The sequence below is a fragment of the Cupriavidus sp. C3SS-1 genome (assembly GCF_057073755.1).
The window spans coordinates 2,300,589-2,318,959 of the sequence record NZ_CP172700.1 but is presented as its reverse complement, the minus strand read 5'-3'; the positions used below and the strand labels follow the sequence as shown (position 1 = coordinate 2,318,959).

At 65.1% G+C, this 18,371-nt stretch carries 19 protein-coding genes; 15 read left to right on the top strand and 4 right to left on the bottom strand.

All coding sequences use genetic code 11. The annotated features are described in order from the left end of the window. Positions 1-55: 55 nt before the first annotated feature. The 4 genes from ACIGJC_RS26655 (at position 56) to ACIGJC_RS26640 (ending at position 4,220) form a co-directional block, all read left to right on the top strand. Complete coding sequence (locus ACIGJC_RS26655; protein WP_483712456.1) at positions 56-970, top strand: LysR family transcriptional regulator; 915 nt, start codon at positions 56-58, stop codon at positions 968-970. 427 nt (positions 971-1,397) lie between these two features. Further along, the gene (locus ACIGJC_RS26650; protein WP_483712455.1) at positions 1,398-2,345 is read left to right on the top strand and encodes a Bug family tripartite tricarboxylate transporter substrate binding protein; all 948 of its coding nucleotides are present in this window, start codon (positions 1,398-1,400) and stop codon (positions 2,343-2,345) included. 86 nt (positions 2,346-2,431) lie between these two features. Continuing rightward, positions 2,432-3,442 carry a Bug family tripartite tricarboxylate transporter substrate binding protein gene (locus ACIGJC_RS26645; RefSeq protein WP_483712453.1) on the top strand — a complete coding sequence of 337 codons (1,011 nt, stop codon included), beginning with the start codon at positions 2,432-2,434 and terminating at the stop codon, positions 3,440-3,442. A 34-nt stretch (positions 3,443-3,476) separates the two neighbouring features. After that, the gene (locus tag ACIGJC_RS26640; protein ID WP_483712452.1) at positions 3,477-4,220 is read left to right on the top strand and encodes a sulfite exporter TauE/SafE family protein; all 744 of its coding nucleotides are present in this window, start codon (positions 3,477-3,479) and stop codon (positions 4,218-4,220) included. A gap of 842 nt (positions 4,221-5,062) precedes the next feature. Here the strand turns inward: ACIGJC_RS26640 and ACIGJC_RS26635 are convergent. From ACIGJC_RS26635 to ACIGJC_RS26620, 4 genes are all read right to left on the bottom strand, one after another. Next, positions 5,063-6,355 (bottom strand): TRAP transporter large permease, encoded by a 1,293-nt coding sequence (locus ACIGJC_RS26635; protein ID WP_483712451.1) that lies wholly within the window; start codon positions 6,353-6,355, stop codon positions 5,063-5,065. Next, positions 6,352-6,912 carry a TRAP transporter small permease gene (locus ACIGJC_RS26630; protein ID WP_483712449.1) on the bottom strand — a complete coding sequence of 187 codons (561 nt, stop codon included), beginning with the start codon at positions 6,910-6,912 and terminating at the stop codon, positions 6,352-6,354. Before ACIGJC_RS26630 ends, ACIGJC_RS26635 begins: the two co-directional genes overlap by 4 nt. Further along, positions 6,909-7,949 (bottom strand): TRAP transporter substrate-binding protein DctP, encoded by a 1,041-nt coding sequence (dctP, locus tag ACIGJC_RS26625; RefSeq protein WP_483712448.1) that lies wholly within the window; start codon positions 7,947-7,949, stop codon positions 6,909-6,911. The genes ACIGJC_RS26630 and dctP overlap by 4 nt, the downstream gene beginning before the upstream one ends. A gap of 245 nt (positions 7,950-8,194) precedes the next feature. Then, positions 8,195-9,007, bottom strand: a complete 813-nt coding sequence (locus ACIGJC_RS26620; protein WP_483712447.1) for an IclR family transcriptional regulator domain-containing protein — start codon at positions 9,005-9,007, stop codon at positions 8,195-8,197. Positions 9,008-9,210: 203 nt separating this feature from the next. On the opposite strand from ACIGJC_RS26620, the gene ACIGJC_RS26615 reads away from it, so the two are divergent. From ACIGJC_RS26615 to ACIGJC_RS26565, 11 genes are all read left to right on the top strand, one after another. Then, positions 9,211-10,752, top strand: a complete 1,542-nt coding sequence (locus ACIGJC_RS26615) for an alkaline phosphatase family protein (RefSeq protein WP_483712446.1) — start codon at positions 9,211-9,213, stop codon at positions 10,750-10,752. Between the two features lie 68 nt (positions 10,753-10,820). Beyond that, positions 10,821-11,801: a Bug family tripartite tricarboxylate transporter substrate binding protein gene (locus ACIGJC_RS26610; protein ID WP_483712444.1), complete on the top strand. Its 981-nt coding sequence runs from the start codon at positions 10,821-10,823 to the stop codon at positions 11,799-11,801. Between the two features lie 68 nt (positions 11,802-11,869). Then, positions 11,870-12,358, top strand: coding sequence for a cupin domain-containing protein (locus tag ACIGJC_RS26605; RefSeq protein ID WP_483712443.1), 489 nt, complete (start codon positions 11,870-11,872; stop codon positions 12,356-12,358). A 47-nt stretch (positions 12,359-12,405) separates the two neighbouring features. Next, positions 12,406-13,431, top strand: a complete 1,026-nt coding sequence (locus ACIGJC_RS26600) for a hydroxyquinol 1,2-dioxygenase (protein WP_483712442.1) — start codon at positions 12,406-12,408, stop codon at positions 13,429-13,431. A 46-nt stretch (positions 13,432-13,477) separates the two neighbouring features. Beyond that, a complete protein-coding gene (locus ACIGJC_RS26595) occupies positions 13,478-14,941 on the top strand; it encodes an aldehyde dehydrogenase family protein (RefSeq protein WP_483712440.1) in 1,464 nt (487 codons plus the stop codon). A gap of 34 nt (positions 14,942-14,975) precedes the next feature. Continuing rightward, entirely contained in the window at positions 14,976-16,043 is a 1,068-nt protein-coding gene (locus tag ACIGJC_RS26590; protein ID WP_483712439.1) for a maleylacetate reductase, read from the top strand. Positions 16,044-16,073: 30 nt separating this feature from the next. Next, positions 16,074-16,958: an intradiol ring-cleavage dioxygenase gene (locus ACIGJC_RS26585; RefSeq protein WP_483712438.1), complete on the top strand. Its 885-nt coding sequence runs from the start codon at positions 16,074-16,076 to the stop codon at positions 16,956-16,958. Positions 16,959-16,963: 5 nt separating this feature from the next. Further along, positions 16,964-17,278, top strand: coding sequence for a YciI family protein (locus ACIGJC_RS26580; protein WP_483712436.1), 315 nt, complete (start codon positions 16,964-16,966; stop codon positions 17,276-17,278). 4 nt (positions 17,279-17,282) lie between these two features. Next, entirely contained in the window at positions 17,283-17,600 is a 318-nt protein-coding gene (locus tag ACIGJC_RS26575) for a Rieske (2Fe-2S) protein (RefSeq protein WP_483712434.1), read from the top strand. Between the two features lie 85 nt (positions 17,601-17,685). Next, the gene (locus ACIGJC_RS26570; protein ID WP_483712432.1) at positions 17,686-18,048 is read left to right on the top strand and encodes a YidH family protein; all 363 of its coding nucleotides are present in this window, start codon (positions 17,686-17,688) and stop codon (positions 18,046-18,048) included. Between the two features lie 62 nt (positions 18,049-18,110). Continuing rightward, positions 18,111-18,365: a hypothetical protein gene (locus tag ACIGJC_RS26565; RefSeq protein ID WP_483712431.1), complete on the top strand. Its 255-nt coding sequence runs from the start codon at positions 18,111-18,113 to the stop codon at positions 18,363-18,365. The last annotated feature ends 6 nt before the right edge of the window (positions 18,366-18,371 follow it).

Genomic DNA, 18,371 nt, shown 5'->3' with positions numbered 1-18,371 from the left:
CGTGCGTCCGTGCGGCACAATGACGGCGCACCGAACCCCTGATATCGAGTCGAATATGGACGTCAAGACGCTCTACACCCTGGTCGCCATCGCGGATCGCGGCAGCTTCGCCGAAGCGGGCAACGCGATCGGCCTGTCGCTGTCCGCCGTGAGCATGCAAATGCGCGCGCTGGAGGAAGAACTGGGCATGACCATCTTCGACCGCAGCCGCAGGCCGCCGATCCTCACGGATGCCGGGCTGGCCTTCACCAACCGGGCGCGCGACCTGCTGACCCACTGGGAAAGCATGAGCGCGGCGCTCAAGCGCGAAGCGGCGGGCGGCGTGCTCAAGCTCGGCTCCGTGCACACCTGCGTGTCCGGCCTGCTGCCGCTCGCGCTCAAGCGGCTGCAGCAGCAGGGGCACCGCCTCGACATCCACCTGACCACGGGCCTCACGCATGACCTGGAGCGCGCCGTGCAACGGCGCCAGCTCGATGTCGCGGTAGTCACCGAGCCCGAAGTGCCGCGCCTGGACCTGGAGTTCACACCGTTCTTCAACGAGGAATTCGTCGTCATCACGCATGTCACTACGCGTGGCGACTCGGACAAGGGCGTGCTCGAAACGACGCCGTATGTGCGCTTCAATCGCACGGCGCGCGTGGGTTTCCTGGTCCAGGAAGAAATGGTGCGCCGGCAGATTGCGGTGCGGTCGACCATGGAGATCGACACGCTGGAAGGCGTCATCTGCATGGTTGCAAACGGCCTCGGCTCCTCGGTGGTGCCCGCGCGCGGCGTGGAGAACGAATTCCCGGCGTCGATCCGTACCATCCCGTTCGGATCGCCGCCGTTGATGCGCCGCCTCGGCATCCTGGTGCCGCGCGACAACCCGCGCGCGCACCTGTCGCGGCTGCTGCTCGATGCGCTGACGGCCGTCACCGAGCCGGCCAGCGCGCCCGATGACACCCGGCCCCGCCTTGTGCGCAAGCGTTAGCGATGGCGACGGTGCGCTTTTCCGCTTGGACAGCGATGACGGTCATCCTGCATCGAAGCGAATAGTCGAAGAAGAACAGGTCAGATCGATAGCCTGCATTTGATTTAAATGCAGGATGGATTTTTGTTTTCGAAAGTTAAATTTTATCAACCAGTTTAACTGGTGATGCTCACAAAAAGATTCGGTTTTTGTTTAAGGAAATTATTTATTAGCCTCGATTGAAGACAATGCGTTGCACACGATAGCCGCGCCGGACAGCGGCACCACAAAGGAGACAGCGATGACACGACTTGGCATTGGAAGCGCACTCAGGCATTGGCAGGGACACGCACGGCGGTGGCTGCATCGCTTGCGCGCGAATCCCATTCTCGAGGAACTGCGTGGCGGCGCGGACGCCAGGCGTCACGCGGGTTCAACGGCGGTAGCCATGTTCGCCCTAGCCATCGCACCGCTGTACATGACGCCGGCACATGCGGAGGAATGGCCGAACAAGCCGGTCCGCCTGGTCGTGCCCTTTGCATCGGGCGGCGCCACCGACCTGCTTGCACGTGCGCTGGCGCTGGAGCTGGGCAAGCAATGGAAGCAGCCCGTGGTGGTGGACAACCGTCCCGGCGCCGGTGGTGCGGTGGGCGCGGAGGTCGTCGCCAAGTCGGCCGCGGATGGCTACACGCTGCTGCTGGCCTCGGGCAGCATGTTCACGGTGAATCCGTACATCTACCACAAGCTGCCGTATTCCACGCAGAGCTTCGAGATGATCAGCAAGGTGGCCAGCGGCCCGATGGTCGTTACCGTCAACACCAAGGTCCCGGCCAAGACCGTGGCGGAACTCATCAGCTATGCGAAGGCCAATCCCGGCAAGCTTACCTTTGGCTCGGCGGGCAACGGCAGCCAGGTCCATATCGCGAGCGAGGCATTTGCCGAGGCCGCTGGCATGGAGGTCGTGCACGTGCCGTACAAGGGGGATGGCCCGGCCTATGCGGACCTGATGGCCGGCGTGATCGACATGACCGTGGGCAATATCAATGGCATCTCGCCGCTGCTAAAGGGAAGCCGTTTGCGTGCGCTGGCCGTGACGGGCAAGGAGCGCTCGCCGCTGCTGCCCGACGTGCCGACGGTGGCCGAAGCCGGACTGCCGGGTTTCAGCTTCTATGGCTGGTTCGCGCTGATGGCGCCCGCGGGCACCTCGAAAGACCTGACCGCAAAGATGTATGCGGATCTCGAACGTGCCGTCTCGGAGCCCAGCATGCAGCGCTACCTTGCCGCACAAGGCATGACGAAGACACTGTCGCCGAATGGCCGCCTTGTCGAGGAGATCGCGCAGGAATCGGGCCGCTGGAAGGTGCTGGTGGCAAGGCGGAAGATCTCGGCCAACTGAGCGTGGCGGTCCGATACAGAGCGCGCCCACAGTCGGCTGGCTGGTGGCGCCTGCGCCGCCGCCGTCCGGAAACGGAGACAAGCGTCATGGATCCAATGTTTCGCAGGCTCATGCGGTTTGCCTTGCCCGGCATGGCAATGGCCGGTGCTGTCACGGCGCTGCCTGCCTCCGCGCAAACCACGCAGCAGTACCCGAGCCGGCCGGTCACGATCATCGTGCCGTTCAGCGCAGGCGGTGATGCGGACCAGTCCGCGCGCAACCTGTCGGTCACGGCCTCCACCATGCTCGGGCAACCGGTCGTGGTGATGAACCGGCCCGGCGCCAACGGCGCCATCGGCTCGCAGGTGGTGAAGGACGCGGCGCCGGATGGCTATACGCTGCTGCTGGCCAGGGTTGGCTCGCAGGTGCTGCTTCCCGCGATCCAGGATTCGGGGCTTCAATATAAGTGGAACGACTTCACGTTTATCGGGCTGCTTGAACTGAACCCCGTGGTTTGCGTCGTGCATCCGGAATCGAAGTACAAGACCATCGCGGATCTTGCAGCCGAACTGCAGGCGCATCCCGGCAAGCTGAACTACAGCGCATCGGGCCCGGCCACCGTGCTGAACCTTGCGCCGCAGTTGCTGCTGCAAAGCCTGAACCTGAAGCCGGCCGATGCCGTCAGCGTGAACTACAAGGGCGGCAGCGAGGCGGCGCTCGCGGTGATCTCGAAGGAGGTCGATTTCAGCTGCCCCAACCTCAGCTCCGTGTCGGGCCAGCTGTCGGGCGGCAAGCTGCGTGCGCTGGTGACCACCACGCCAGAGCGGCTCAAGCAGCTTCCGGATGTGCCGACCGTGCGCGAGGCTGGCTTCCCGAAGCTTGAAGCGGTGATCGGCTGGAGCGCGCTGTACGGCCCGCCGAAGCTGTCGCCGGACATCGTCAGGAAGTGGGCCGGCGTACTGAAGGCGGCGGCGGGCGATGCTCGCTGGATTGCCGCTAACGCGACATATGGGGGCATACCACGCATCCTGACGCCCGAGGAGACCACCAGGTATGTTTCGGAAAGCTTCGCGACGTACCAGTCGCTGGCCCGCAGCGTAGGCATCAAGGTGCAGTAGCGTGACGACGACAACAACAAGAACGGGTTGAAGCATGGGTAGCGAGCATTACGCAGTCCTGGGGGCGACCATTGCCGCCGCCTACACGGTATTCGGGCTGACCGGTTTTGGCGCGGCGATGGTGGCGGTGCCCGTGCTGGTCCAGTTCATTCCGCTGCAGTTCGTGGTGCCCATGCTGTTGCTGCTGGACCTTGTCACGACCGCCATGGTCGGCTTGCGCAACCGCAAGTCCATTGCGCGCCCCGAGCTGCTGCGGCTGGTGCCGTCCATGGTCGCCGGGGTGGCACTGGGCACCACGGTGCTGGCCAGGGTCGAGTCGCGCTGGCTGCTGGTCGGCCTTGGCGTGTTCGTGCTGGGCATGACGGGCCGCGCGCTGCTTCGTCCTGCCGCCGCCAGCGCGCCGGCCGCCGGCACGGCATGGTCGGCGCCGGCGGGTATCGTTGGCGGTGTGTTCAGCGCGTTGTTCGGGACGGGCGGGCCGATCTACACCATGTACCTGTCCAGGCGCCTGCCGCACCTCGACGAATTCCGCGCCACGATCGCGGCGGTGATCCTGGTCAGTGCGGGCATGCGCCTGGTTGCGTTTGCCAGCAGCGGACTGCTGCAGCAGGCGGACCTGCTGCGCAGCGCGGCATTCGCGGTGCCGTTCAGCCTGGCCGGGTTGGCGGTGGGATCCCGGCTGCGCAAGCGTTTCCCTGCCGACGTTGTGCGGCGCGTGCTGATGCTGTTCCTGGCGGCCAGCGGTGTGTCGGTGCTTTGTCGGGGGTTGATGATGTAGGGATCTGAGAGGGAATTCGTTTGCTCACATGGGAGGATGGCAAGGTACAACAGTTATGGATTTCCGTACCCAGTTGGTTCCGGATTGCGCGCATTTTTTCGTCCGCAAAGCCAATGCTGACAAGGCATATCCGTAACTGTTGAGTCTTGCCATGTGCGGCTTTTTTGCACCGCGATTTTGCGGGAATTCAAGCAAACTTTTGCGCTGCACATCTCAAATCGAGACCTGCTCGTTGCCTTTGTGAGGCCCACTACACGCAGATCACCACTGAACTTGGCTGCCCACACAAACGAACACGTAGGCGCCTGACGCGATGCTCTTGGTCGGTTTCACATTGAAGTCGCGAGCGAAGGGCGGCAGACGACCCCTCTGCGACGGTCAAGGGCACCTACATGTATGGCGGCGAACATTCCGATAGCAGTCGTCCGCTACCTACCGTGCCGCTCATGGCAGATCGCCCGTTGTCTCCCGTCACGGACCAGATTTGGCGGAGGCCAGCGTTCCACGCCGACCGACGTTGCGCATGCATGGCTCCTCGAATGGGTGCAAAAAAAAAGGAATCCCCTATCGACGCAGCGATGCCTCCAGGCTTATGAGGTTCTGCGGGGCGACGCGGATCAGGCCGCCGCGCGGGCTGTCGATATCGGCGATCAGCGCCATCGGTCAGCTTCCGCCATTGGCCAGAGGAAGGTCGAACGTCAGCAACTGGCCCGATAAGCGACTCCCGAGATCGAAGGAAGCGCTTGTGTGAGAGACAGGGTTGAGTGTTTGCCCGTAACCCCGGAAATCTGATCTGACCGCAGCATCCCGTCCTCGGATCGGAATGCCTGCGTCAAGTCCGATTAGCGCATCAATCCAACCAGCGCGAGCGCGATGCCTGGCACGAGGATCACCAGCACGAGTGCGACGACATTGGCGGCCAAAAAGGGGATGGTTCCTTTGAAGATGGTGCTGATCGACAGCTCGGGCAGCATGGTTCTCACCATGAAGATGTTCATCCCCACTGGTGGATGGATCATGCCGATCTCCATCATCATCGCCACGTAGATCCCGAACCAGATCATGTTCGCGCCAAGCGGCTGCACGATCGCGGCGAACACAGGGATAGTCAGCAGCATCATGGCCAGCGCCTCCATCAGCGATCCGAGCACGATGTAGATGCCGGTGATCACGAGGATGACACCCAGTAGCGGCAGGTGCATCGCCTGAATCCAGTCGACAAGCGTTCCCGTGAGGCCGGACAGGGTGATGAAGTTGGCGAACACCATGCCGCCGAACGCGATCGAGAAGATCATGGCCGTGGTCTTGCCCGCTTCCACCAGTGACTCGAGCAGCGTGGCGAAGGTCAGCTTGCGCCGGATGCCGGCAAATACCAGCGCGCCAGTCGCGCCAATGCTGGAGGCTTCGGTCGCGGTGAAGATGCCGCTGTACAGGCCGCCAACCACCAGCAGGAACAGCACCAGCACGCCCCAGATCTTGCCGGCCTTGCGAAAGCGGACCGCCCACGAGGCCCGTTCTCCCGGCGGCCCCTTAGTCGGGTCCCGCCTTACCGTCCACCAGATCGACAGCAGGAAGAGCGTGCCAAGCAGCAGGCCGGGCCCGATCCCAGCGATGAACAGTTTGCCGATGTCCTGGTCGGTCAGCACACCGTAGATCAGCAGCGGGAAGCTTGGTGGAATCAGCGCGCCCAGCGTACCGCCTGAACTGACGCATCCTGCTGCGAGGCTGTCGGCGTAACGATGGCGGCGCATCGGCGGCATGGCGACCTTGGTCATCGTGGCCGCCGTGGCGATGGAGCTGCCAGACATGGAGGCGAAGCCCGCGCAAGCCAGCACGGTCGCATGGGCCAGTCCGCCGCGGAAATGGCCAATCCACGCATTGGCCGCGTCGTATAGCTCTTCCGCGAGGTCGGCCTTGTAGATGAACGTCCCCATCAGGATGAACATCGGCAGCACCGACAGGTTTTCGTTGGCCGCGAGATCGGCGATGGTCATGCCGGCCATCGCCAGCGCCGGTTCAACACCGCGTATGAGGGCGAAGAATCCTACGCCGACGCTCAGCATGGCGAAGCCGAGCGGCACGCCTGCGAATGCGAACAGCAGGACGGTGAGAAAGCCTAGCAGTGCGAGCGTCATGATGCCTCCCGGTGACGCGGAAACGATCTGAGGTGCTGGAACGCGAGCAGGATCAGGACCAGCAGCGTGACTGCAGCCAGCGCACTCATGAAATAGCTCAGGGGCGCGAGCGGCCATTCGAGCACGGTGGTGGTGATCTGGTTCTCGGCCAGGTCAACGCCGTCGGCGGCCAGTTGCCGCGCCATGATCGCCACGGCTGCGATGCTGACTAGCAGGACAAACGCCTGCTGCAGCCACGTGCCCAGGTCGCCAAGCCTGTCCTGCAGGATGTTCACGGTAATGTGCTGCCGCCCCAACGTGACCAGCGGGAAGGCCGAGAAGATCAGGATGGCCATGGCGAATCGCACCATTTCGGCGGCGCCGCGGATCGGTGACGAAAGCCAGTAGCGCAGGAAAACATCGCCGAACGTCAGCATCATGATGAAGCACAGCGCCAGTGCCACGATGGTTCCAAGCGCGCGTTGCAGCCAGCGGGCCGCCCACCCGCGCGGCGGGGCGGCGGTGGCCGAGCCCATCTCCGCAACCGTCGGGGTTGCGGCGGAATCCGGATGTTTCATTGGGCCTCCTTCAACGCTTGCTCGCGATAGAAGCGAAGGGCGCCCTGTCCCTCAACATTGCGCCGCGCCGCGGCGGCAAGCCACTGCGCTTCCATCGGACGCGCGAGGTCGGTCAGCTCGGCCAGGAAAGCGGGGGGCGGCGTGACAAGCGCCAGTCCGCCAGCCACTGCGTCGGCACGCGCCTGCGTGTTTGCCTGGTCGATGACGCGCATGCGCCGTGCAAAGGCCTCTCCGGACAACGCGGTGATGGCGCTGCGGTCTGCCACCGAGATCGAATCCCAGGCCGCCTTGTTGACGAAGAAGGAAAAGCTTGGCGCGGTAATGCCGCCTGGAATGACGGTCTCGGCCCGCGCATAGCGCACTACGTTGAAGCGTGCGGCGTCCAGGTCGGGAATGCCCGCGAATCCGTCGACCGTGCCGCCGGCCACCAGCTCGCTCATCTTCGCCGCGGGCGTGGCCACGACGCCCGCGCCGGCATGATCCATCAGGTTCGCCGCGACGCCAGGGAGCGCCCACAGTTTGACGCCCCGCATCGCCTGGCGGGAGGTGATGGGCTGCTTGAGGCTGTAGAGCTGGCCCGCCGGGAAGACCACCAGCGCGAGCAGGTGCACGTCACGATACTCGCCGGCCTGACTGAAGTACTTCTCATGCGTGCGCCACAGTGCCACCGACATGCCGGCCGCCGTGGTCGAGCCGAGCGGCAGGTGCGCAAGCTGGGGCAGGGTGACGCGATTCTGGATCAGGCCGTTGAAGATATAGGCGCCGTCGACAATGCGCTTGCGGACCACGTCCCACTGCTGCTGCGGGGAGCCGACGCTCGTCGGCGGATAGACGATCCTGACGCGGCCTTCGGTCGCCCGCTCCACCTCCTGCGCCCACGGCTTCATGATCGCGACGTTGAAGATGTGCTGGGGCGGCAGAAAGGCACTGACAACCAGGGTGGTGGTTGGGGGCGTGGTGGCGCGCGCCGTGGCAGGCAGCGCAAATGAAAGCGCCGGCAGCAGTGCCGCCGCTATCCATGCGATCCATCTCGGCATGGTGTCTCCTGTTTCTCGGTTCTTGTGTCGTGGCCGGTGCGAGAAAAAAGGGTGGGGGCGCCGGCCAGTCGCGGCGGCCGCGCAAGGCAGCCGTCACAGGATCAAACTTAGCGGCTGGCGCAGCCGATGTCCCGGGTTTTTACTGCGGGTTTCACGTGGTGAAACCCGCAGGTATGCCGGGCGGCGCAGGCAAGTCGGAGCGCGCCGGGGCGAGAAGCAAAGAGGGCAGGCGCGCGGGGTCCGCGCTAGGGGCGAGCCGACATCTTCCCGGCGATGGCGTCGGCCGTGTGCCGCAGCGGGTCCAGGCACTGCGTCACCATCTGCTCCGGCGTGCGCACGCCTCGAATCCAGACGATGTTGACGCATCCATACACGCGCCCCTTGTCTCCCATGATTGGCACGGCCAGTGCATCCAGGCGGTCGTCCGCCTCGGTGCGCGGCTTGTCATAGTCGCCACCGAATCCCTGCTCGCGCACGCCGTAGCCGCGCTGCTGCGTGCGCTCGATCGACCGGGCCACGTACGCCGGATCACGCGCGACAGCGTCCCCGCCCCGGCGGCTGCGGCGCAAGGCCGCGAGGATCATCTCGCGTTCCTTCTGCGGGCAAAAGGCCAGATAGGCCTGTCCCACCGCCGAACGAAGCATGTTGACCTGGAAGCCGATGTTGTCGCGCCGGATCGTAAAGTACGACTCGGCGCGGTTGGTTTCACACAGCACCATGGCGTTGCCGCGCCGGATCGCGAGATCCGAGGGCCACAGGATCTCGGCCTGAAGCCGGTCGAGCTCCGGAGCGGCGAACTGTGCCAGCCGGTCGGTCACGTCGGATTGCCGCCGGCTTGCGGGCGGCGGACTGCCGGGGCAGTAGTGCCCGTCAGCGATGCGCCGCCAGATCAGCGCGCGGCGCTCCAGGGTCACCAGAATGCGCAGCAGCGTCGCCTTCGGCAGCCCCGTTTCATCATGCAGCGCCTGCAGGCTGGCGCCACCGGTCCTGCGCACCTCGTCCAGCACGGCCAGTCCCCGATCCAGCGCCGTGATTGTCTTGACCTTCGGGTCCCACATGCATCGTCTCCCGCACGGGACTCGGCTTCCCGTGTATTTCACTGAGTGAAACTCTAGCAGAAGCCGCTTGAGAAGCCCACTCGCAGGAAATATTGTTCTGGCCATGGCGGCGACGCAGCAAACGTGTCTGACCGCTTCACTACGAAGCCACAAGAGGAGACGTCGAGATGGGAGCGCAACGCATACGCAATGTCCTTTGGATCATGTGTGATCAACTGCGCTGGGACTACCTGTCCTGCTACGGCCATCCCCGCTTGCATACCCCCAACGTCGACCGCCTCGCGAGCCGTGGCGTGCGCTTTACCAATGCGTTCGTGCAGGGGCCCGTGTGTGGGCCGTCGCGCATGTCCTACTACACGGGGCGGTACGTGACGAGCCATGGCGCCGTGTGGAACTTCGTACCGATGCCGGTTGGCGAGATGACGCTCGGTGACTTCCTGCGGCCCCATGGCGTACGCGTCGCCGTAGCGGGCAAGACGCACGTGGAGGCGGACCGGGCGGGCATCAGGCGACTCGGTATCGATCCGCGCAGCGCTGAGGGCGCGCTGGTGGCGGAAGGCGGATTCGAGCCGTTCGACCGCGACGATGGCATCTGGCCACCGGGCTTTGCCGATGAGAGCCACCAATACACCGCCTATCTGCGCGAGCGTGGCTACGACGGGGCGAATCCGTGGCACGACCATGCCAACTCGGCCGCCGGTGAGAACGGAGAGATCCTGTCCGGCTGGGACATGCGCTACGCCCGGTTGCCTGCGCGGGTCCGCGAGCAGGATTCGGAAACGCCGTACATGACGCGCCGCGCGATCGACTTCATCGAGCAGAGCGGCGACCAGCCCTGGGTGTTGCACCTGTCATACATCAAGCCACACTGGCCCTACGTCGCGCCGGCGCCGTATCACGCGATGTACGGCCCTGATGACGTGCTGCCGGTCAAACAGCACCAGAGCGAGCTGGACCATGCGCATCCCGTGCTGCAAGGCTTTCGCAACTGCGAGGTCAGCCGCAATTTCTCCCGGGCGGAGGTGCGGGACACGGTCATTCCCACTTACATGGGCCTGATCAAGCAGATCGACGACCAGCTTGGCGTGCTATTCGACTACCTTGAACGCAGTGGTCGCTTCGACGACACCATGGTGATCTTCTCCAGCGACCATGGCGACTACCTTGGCGACCACTACCTCGGCGAGAAGGAGCTCTTCCACGACAGCGTGGCCAAGGTGCCGCTGATCATCTGCGACCCGCGCGCGGACGCTGCGCGAGGCCACGTGGAAGCACGGCTGGTCGAGGCCATCGATCTGGTGCCGACCATTCTCGATGCCTATGGGTTGCCAATTCCCGACCACGTCGTGGAAGGCCGATCGCTGGCGCCGCTGCTGCGCGGCGAGACGCCGAGCGAATGGCGCGATGCGGTGTTTTCCGAGAACGACTACGCCTTCCGCGATTTCGTGCGCGAACCGGTCGGACGCCCGGCGCACGGCTGCCATATGACGATGGTGCGCGACCACGACTGGAAATTCGTGCACTTCGAAGGCCTGCGTCCGCAGTTGTTCGACTTGCGCAATGACCCGGACGAGTTCGTTGACCTGGGCGCCGATCCTGCCTATGCAGAGATACGCGAGCGCTTCCAGGCGCGCCTGTTCGACTGGCTGCGCGACCGCCGTATCCATCCGACAGTCAGCCATGCCGCCATGGCCGGATGGACGCGCAAGGAAGAGGAGGTCGGCATCCATATCGGCCGCTGGTAGCGCGGTTGCAGTACCCCGTAGCGGCCACCGGAGAGCCGCCGGGAATCACGAAACTCTCAGGAGACAACATGAAACCCACAAGTCACGCACTGGCGCTCGCCTGTCAGATCGCCTGCGTGTTTGCCGTCGTGCCGGCGGCTTCGGCACAAGCCGACTGGCCCAGCAGGCCGATCCGGATCGTCGTAGCGTTTCCCGCAGGTTCGCCCGGAGACATCGCATCGCGGCTGGTTGCCAACAAGCTTGGCCAGTCGCTCGGGCAGCCAGTGGTGGTAGAGAACCGGCCGGGGGCCGGCGGCAATATCGGCGCCGACGTGGTAGCCAAATCGCCCGCCGACGGCTACACGCTCCTGCAAGGCCCGGACACGATCCTGACGGTCAACCCGACGCTATACCGCAAGCTCAGCTTCAAGCCCGGCGACCTTGTTCCCGTGATCACGCTTGCGCGCTTCAACCAGATGTTGGTCTGTGCGCCGTCCTCGGGTATCCAGTCCCTTTCGGACCTGGCGAAGAAGGCCAGGTCGGCGCCGGAAGGGCTGAACTATGCATCGGGCGGCCCCGGCGTGCCGGGCCACCTGGCGATGGAGATGTACCTGACGCATGCCGGCATCAGGATGACGCATGTGCCGTACAAGGGACCGTCGCCGGCCATGCAGGATGTGCTGGCCGGACAGGTCCCCTGCGGATATCTGGCGTCGCCGGTGGTCACGCCGATGGTCAAGGCCGGCAAGCTTGTGGGACTGGCGGTATCGGGTTCTACACGCTCGGTGCTGGCGCCGCAGGTACCCACCATGGCCGAGGCCGGCGTGACCGGCTACGACGCGAGCTTCAGCGAACTGCTGCTCGCGCCGAAGGGCACGCCGGACGCCATCGTGCGCCGCCTGAATGAAGAGATCGGCCGCATCGTGAGGCTGCCGGAGGTGCGCGCGAAGCTGCTTGCCAATGACCTCGCACCTGCCCCCGACCAGCCCGCCGCATTGGCCGGGCAGATTGAAGCCGACACCGCCAAGTGGCAGGCCGTGATCCGCCGCGTCGGTGTGTATCTGGACTGATCCGGCCACCCGACAGACAACCAACCGCAATTCGCCGGCGGTGCATCCGCCCAACTCAGGAGACATCCATGACGACATCCACGCCCCGAACCGTTTTCGGTTCTCTCGACAACTACCGCAAGGGCAGCATCGAAGTGACCCAGGGCGACGCCCGTCACTATGTGTTTTCCAACATCTTCGAAGTGGCCGCAGGCTCAGCGCCGTACGAGCGCGTGGTAGTCGGCAAGAACTTGGAGTACGTGGTGGAAGCCGCGCGTGCCGAAGGGCAATCCGCATGGTTCACCTGCTCGCACGATGAATTCGTGATCTCGATGGACGGCGAGGTACGCGTGGACTTCGTCAAGCTGGACGCGTCTCCCGCCGCCGCGGATGGTGCCGTGCTGGCCGAGCCCACGGGGCGCAAGATGGGCCACGTGGTGCTGGGCAAGGGCCATCAGAGCCTGCTGCCGGCAGGCTGCGCCTATCGCTTCAACGCGCAGCAGCCATGCGCACTGCTCTTGCAATCCAGGCTCGGTGCGCTGTCCGTGGAGAAGTGGGCGGACATCTGCCTCCATTGACCCAAGGCCCGATCGCACGTTCCACCAAAATCATTAGGAGACTTACCATGGCCATGCTCGACGTTGCCGACAAGCCGAAAACTTCCGCCTTCGCCGCCAATAAAGTCCAGTCCGGCGCGCCCGATCCGGTCAGCGGCTACCGCGATTTCAACCTTGGCGCCTTCCGCTTTTCGCGCGACGCCTACTTCGCCACCGTGCAGTGGCCCGCGCGCGGCCAGCTCCGTACCCACGCCATTCCTGCCGACGCCTTCCTGCGCGCCATGATGCGCGACGTCGCCTGGGGCTTCTTCTACGGCTGGGTCAACTTCGACCACGTCTTCGGCACGCGCAACCACTACGGCAAGGTCGACGTCTACGCGGGCGCCTTCAACGGCGTGATGAAGGAAGCGGGCGTGGACTATACCGAGACCTTCGAGACCCCGGTCATCATGGCGACATTCAAGGCCATCCTGCACGACTGGACCAACGAAGGCTTCGATCCTTTCGCCGCGCCCGAGGAAACCGGCACAGCCTTCGGCCCCAAGCACGGCGACAACATCGCTGCGATCGAGCGCACGCGCATCGCCACGCGCCGCATGCCTGGCCTGCCGGACGACTCGCCCCTGCGCGATGACCTGCCCGTCAACCGTGCCTTCCTAGACGTGGCACAAGATGAGCCCGAGATCCACGTCGAACCCGGCTTCGAAGGTCAGCTCCACGCGTTCAACCTGTTCAAGTACCTTTCCCGCTCGGACGTGACGTGGAACCCGTCGGTCACGTCGGTCTGCGGCCAGAGCCTGTTTTGCCCGACTACCGAAGAGTTCATCCTGCCGGTCTTCCACGGCAACGACCGCGTGGAGTGGTTCCTGCAACTGTCCGACGAGATCATCTGGGACATCGGCGACAAGAACACCGGCGCTCCGCGCGCCCGCGTCACCATGCGCGCCGGCGACATCTGCGCAATGCCGGCCGACATCCGCCACCAGGGCTACTCGACCAAGCGCTCGATGCTGCTGGTGTGGGAGAACGCCACGCCGAACCTGCCCAAGCGGTACGAAAGCGGGGAACTGAAGCCGTATCCGGTGGAGTTCTGATCGTCCGCTCCGTGCCTTGCGCCTCACATACTCCTGGAACATCGTCATGCTGAACAAACTCTTCATCAACGGCCGCTTCGTCGATGCGCTGGCCGGCGGCACCATCGACGTACTGAATCCGCACGACGGCAGCCTCATCACCGCCATCGCTGCGGCCGAGGCAGCCGACGTGGATCTTGCCGTCGAGGCTGCCGCCAAGGCGTTCCCCGCCTGGTCCCGCATGGCCGCCGCCGAGCGCGGACGCCTGCTGCTGAAGCTCGCCGATGCCATCGAAGCCAACGCCGAGGAACTCGCGCAGCTCGAATCGCTCGACACCGGCCACCCGATCCGCGATTCGCGTGGTCTGGACGTGCCGCGCACCGCCGCCTGTTTCCGCTACTTTGGCGGCATGGCCGACAAGCTGCAGGGCTCGGTCATCCCGGTAGAGACCGGCTTCCTGAACTATGTGCAGCGCACCCCCATCGGGGTGGTCGGCCAGATCGTGCCGTGGAACTTCCCGCTGATGTTCACGAGCTGGAAAATGGGCCCGGCACTGGCGGCAGGCAATACGGTGGTGATAAAGCCGTCCGAGCTGACGCCGCTGTCGTCGCTGCGGATTGCCGAGCTGATGGCCGAGGTGGGCTTTCCGGCGGGCGTGGTCAACATGGTGCCGGGCTACGGACACACGGCGGGCCAGCGGCTGGCCGAGCATCCCGGGGTCGGCAAGATCGCCTTTACCGGGTCGACCGCCACTGGCAGGCGCATCGTGGAGGCGTCGAAGGGCAATCTGAAGCGTGTGCAGCTCGAGCTGGGCGGCAAGGGCGCCAACATCGTCTTCGGGGATGCCAACCTCGACGCGGCCATCAACGGCGCCGCCTGGGCGATCTTCCACAACCAGGGGCAGGCGTGCATCGCGGGCTCGCGGCTGGTGCTGCATGAACGCATCGCCGACGAGTTCCTCGACCGCTTTGGCAAGCTAGCGGCGTCCATCCGGCTGGGCAATCCGCTCGATCCGGAAACCGAGATGGGGCCGCTGACCTCGGCCCAGCATCGCGACAAGGTGTTGTCCTATACCAGTGTGGCGCGAGAGCAGGGTGGGCGAGTGCTGACCGGCGGCCGGGCGCCGACGCTTGCGGGGCTCGAGAAGGGTTACTACGTCGAGCCGACCATCGTCGAGGCAAAGCCGCACGACCGCGTGGCGCAGGAGGAGGTGTTCGGCCCCTTCGTCACCGTGCTGCGCTTCGGCAATGACGAGGAGGCGCTGTCCATCGCCAACGCAACCGAGTACGGACTCGGCAGCGGCCTGTGGACGCGCGACCTGGGCCGCGCGCACAAGATGGCCGACAGCATCCATGCCGGCATGTGCTGGATCAACTGCTACAAGCGGGTGAACCCCGGCAGCCCGTTTGGCGGGCTTGGGCAATCCGGCTACGGTCGCGAAATGGGCTTCGAGGCCATGCACGACTACACGGAAGCGCGGTCGGTATGGGTCAACGTGGACGCTACGATACCGCCGCATTTCAAGCGCTGATGCACTGGGCGGGTCAATGAGTCAGGGAGGGGGGATGGAATCCTTTGTCTACCAGGCCACACCGTCGCGGGTGGTCTTTGGGCCGGGCCGACTGAATGCGCTGCCCGATGAGGTGAAGCGGCTCGGCGCGCAGCGCGCGCTGGTGCTCACCACGCCGGAGCAGCGGCCGCTCGGCCAGCACGTGGCCGCGCTGCTCGGCGAGTGCTCGGCGGGCGTCTACAGCGAGGCGGTGATGCACGTGCCCGTCGAGGTGGCGCAGGCCGCGCGCGATGAGGCGGCGCGGTTGGGCGCCGACTGCTACGTGGCGGTAGGCGGCGGTTCGACTATCGGCCTCGGCAAGGCCATCGCTCTGGTCTCGGGGCAGCCCATTATCGCTGTGCCGACCACCTACGCCGGGTCGGAGGTGACGCCGATCTACGGGCTGACTGAAGGGCGCCTGAAGAAGACCGGTCGCGACCTGCGCGTGCTGCCACGCACGGTCGTCTATGATCCCCAACTGACCCTGAGCCTGCCCGCCGGGATCTCGGCCGCCTCCGGCATGAACGCGATGGCGCATGCGGTCGAGGCGATGTATGCCGAGGATGCCAACCCGATCATCAGCCTGATGGCCGAGGAGTCGATCCGCGCGCTGGCAGGATCGTTGCCCGCCGTTGTGCAACGGCTGGACGACATCGAAGCCCGCAGCCGTGCCCAGTACGGCGCGTGGCTCGCGGGCGTCTGCCTGGGCACGGTCGGCATGGCGATCCATCACAAGCTCTGCCACACGCTGGGCGGCACCTTCAACCTGCCGCATGCGCAGACGCACGCCACCATGCTGCCGCATACCGCACACTACAACCACGCCGCGGCGCCGCGCGCGCTGGAACGCGTGGCGCGGGCGCTGGGTGGCGAACGGGCGCGGGACGCCGGCCCGCTGCTGTTCCGGCTGAACCAGTCGCTGGGTATCGCCACGGCGCTGACCGCCATCGGGATGCCGGAGGACGGGCTGGACGAGGCCGCCACGCTGGCCTGCACCAATCCGTACTTCAACCCCAGGGCCGTCGAGCGCGACGCGGTACGGGCGCTGCTCGAACGCGCCTGGCGCGGCGAAATGCCGGCCTGAATGCGGCAATCACACCTCAGGAGAGCCAACATGGAGCGAAGCCCCCACGCTGCCGCCGACGCCGCACTGACCGAGCAGGTCATCGCCCGTTTCAGCGACACACCCGACCCTCGCCTGCGCGCGCTGATGCAGGGGCTGGTTCGCCATCTGCACGCGTACGTGCGCGAACTCGAGCCGACAGAGGCGGAGTGGTTCGCCGCCATCCAGTTCCTGACTGATACCGGCAAGATGTGCGACGGACTGGTCCGCCAGGAGTTCATCCTGTTGTCGGACACGCTGGGCGTGTCGATGCTCGTCGATGCGATCAACCATCGCCAGTCCACTGGCACCACCGAAACCACCGTGTTCGGCCCGTTCTATATTGCCGGCATGCCTGACCGTGCCTTTGGCGAGAACATGGCGGTCACGCCCGGTACACCCGCGCTGGTCCACGGCCGTGTTTGCTCCGCCGATGGCACGCCGCTGCGCAATGCGGTGCTCGACATCTGGCAGACCGCGGAGAACGGCATGTATTCCGGCCAGGATTCCGCCCAACCCGCGGGCAACCTGCGCGGCCGCTACCGCACTGACGACGAGGGTTACTACGCGATCCGCACCATCGTGCCGGTGAGCTACCCGATACCGACCGACGGCCCTGTCGGCCGCATGCTCGACGCCACCAGGCGCCATCCTTGGCGGCCGGCACACCTGCATTTCATGATCGACGCGCCCGGCCATCGCCGGCTGGTCACGCACCTGTTCAACCAGGGCGATCCATACCTGAACTCGGACGCGGTGTTTGGGGTCAAGGAATCCCTGCAGGTAGCGTACGAGGAGCGCCCCGCGGATGATCCGTTGGCACGGCGTTTCGGCTTCGATGGGCCGTTCCGTGAAGCGCGCTACGACTTCGTCCTCGAACCGATCTCGCAAGGCTGATCGCCATGTCCCGCTTCTATGCCATCTTCGCCACTGACAAGCCCGGCATGCTGGCCGTCCGCGAGCGTGAGCGCCCCGCGCATCGCGCCTATCTGCGCAACGCCGCAGCCGCGCAAGGCGTGTTCGTGCGACTGGGCGGCCCGACACTGGACGCACAGGCCGACACGATGAACGGCACGCTGCTGGTCATCGAGGCCGAGCACATCGACGATGTCCAACGCTTCGTCAGCGACGATCCTTATATGCACGCCGGCATCTTCGAACGTGTGGAGATCCGACCGTGGAACTGGAGTCTGGGTCAGCCCGGGCGCGAGGGGTGACGATATGGACACCACCGTGCTGTGCCATCTCGATGACGTGCCCGACGGCGGCGCCCGCGTGATCGACCGTGACCCGGGAGTCATCGTGGTTCGCCGGGGGCAACAGGTCTGGGCCTACATCAATCGATGCCCTCACTTCTCCATTCCGCTGGACTTCGAGCCGGGTACCATCTGCACGTATGAGGCCGAAGTACTGATGTGCGCCCATCATTCCGCGCTGTTCCGGTTTACCGACGGCGTTTGCATCGACGGTCCGTGCCGTGACGCGACGCTGTCATCGCTGGCCGTGCAGGTGATCGACGGGCGGGTGTGCCAGTGCTAGTCGCCGCGCACCATGGCTACTCCTTCACGGCATGTTTCCTGTCGCTATGGGCGTGTGACATGGCATACCGATGGATGAGGGCCGGATGATGGCCCGACCGAAATGGCAGCAGCAGGGGAGCGAGCCCGACTACCGGTTCTCGCTTGCGAACGAGCGTACCTTCCTCGCGTGGATCAGGACCGCACTCGCCATCCTGGCCGGGGGTGTTCTGCTGGATCAGTTCGCCGGACATGTTGAACCGAAGATAATGCTGGCAACGGTTGCGCTCGCATTGTCAGCGCTGGCAGCGGTGATTGCCAGTTGCGCATACTCGCGCTGGAAGGGCAACGAGATCGCCATGCGCAATGCTGGCCCGCTGCCGGCATCCCGTGGAATTCCATTGCTGGGTGCCGCGATCGTCTGCGTTGCGTTGGTTCTCTCTCTCGGGCTCTTGCTGAAGTTTCATTGATGCGCGATCCAGGGGTTCAACCTGAACGTACGGCGTTGGCCTGGCACCGCACGGCGCTAGCCATGCTGGTCAATGGCGCGCTGTTGGTCCGCGCAGCGGCAGAGGCTCGATCGCCGCTGGCCTGGGTGGTCGCTCTCCTGGTCGTGGTTTCCGCCTTGGGGTTGTTTGTCCTCGGATGGCTCAGAGGCCGAGCCATCCTGTTGGCTGCGGCATCCTCTTCATCGCCGCATGCCGCAGCGATCGCCGCGCTGGTCGGTGCCGTTTGGCTTGCCTGCGCAGCGGTGATGTTAAGCGGCTTCCTCGAGATCTTCGGGTAGTCGCGA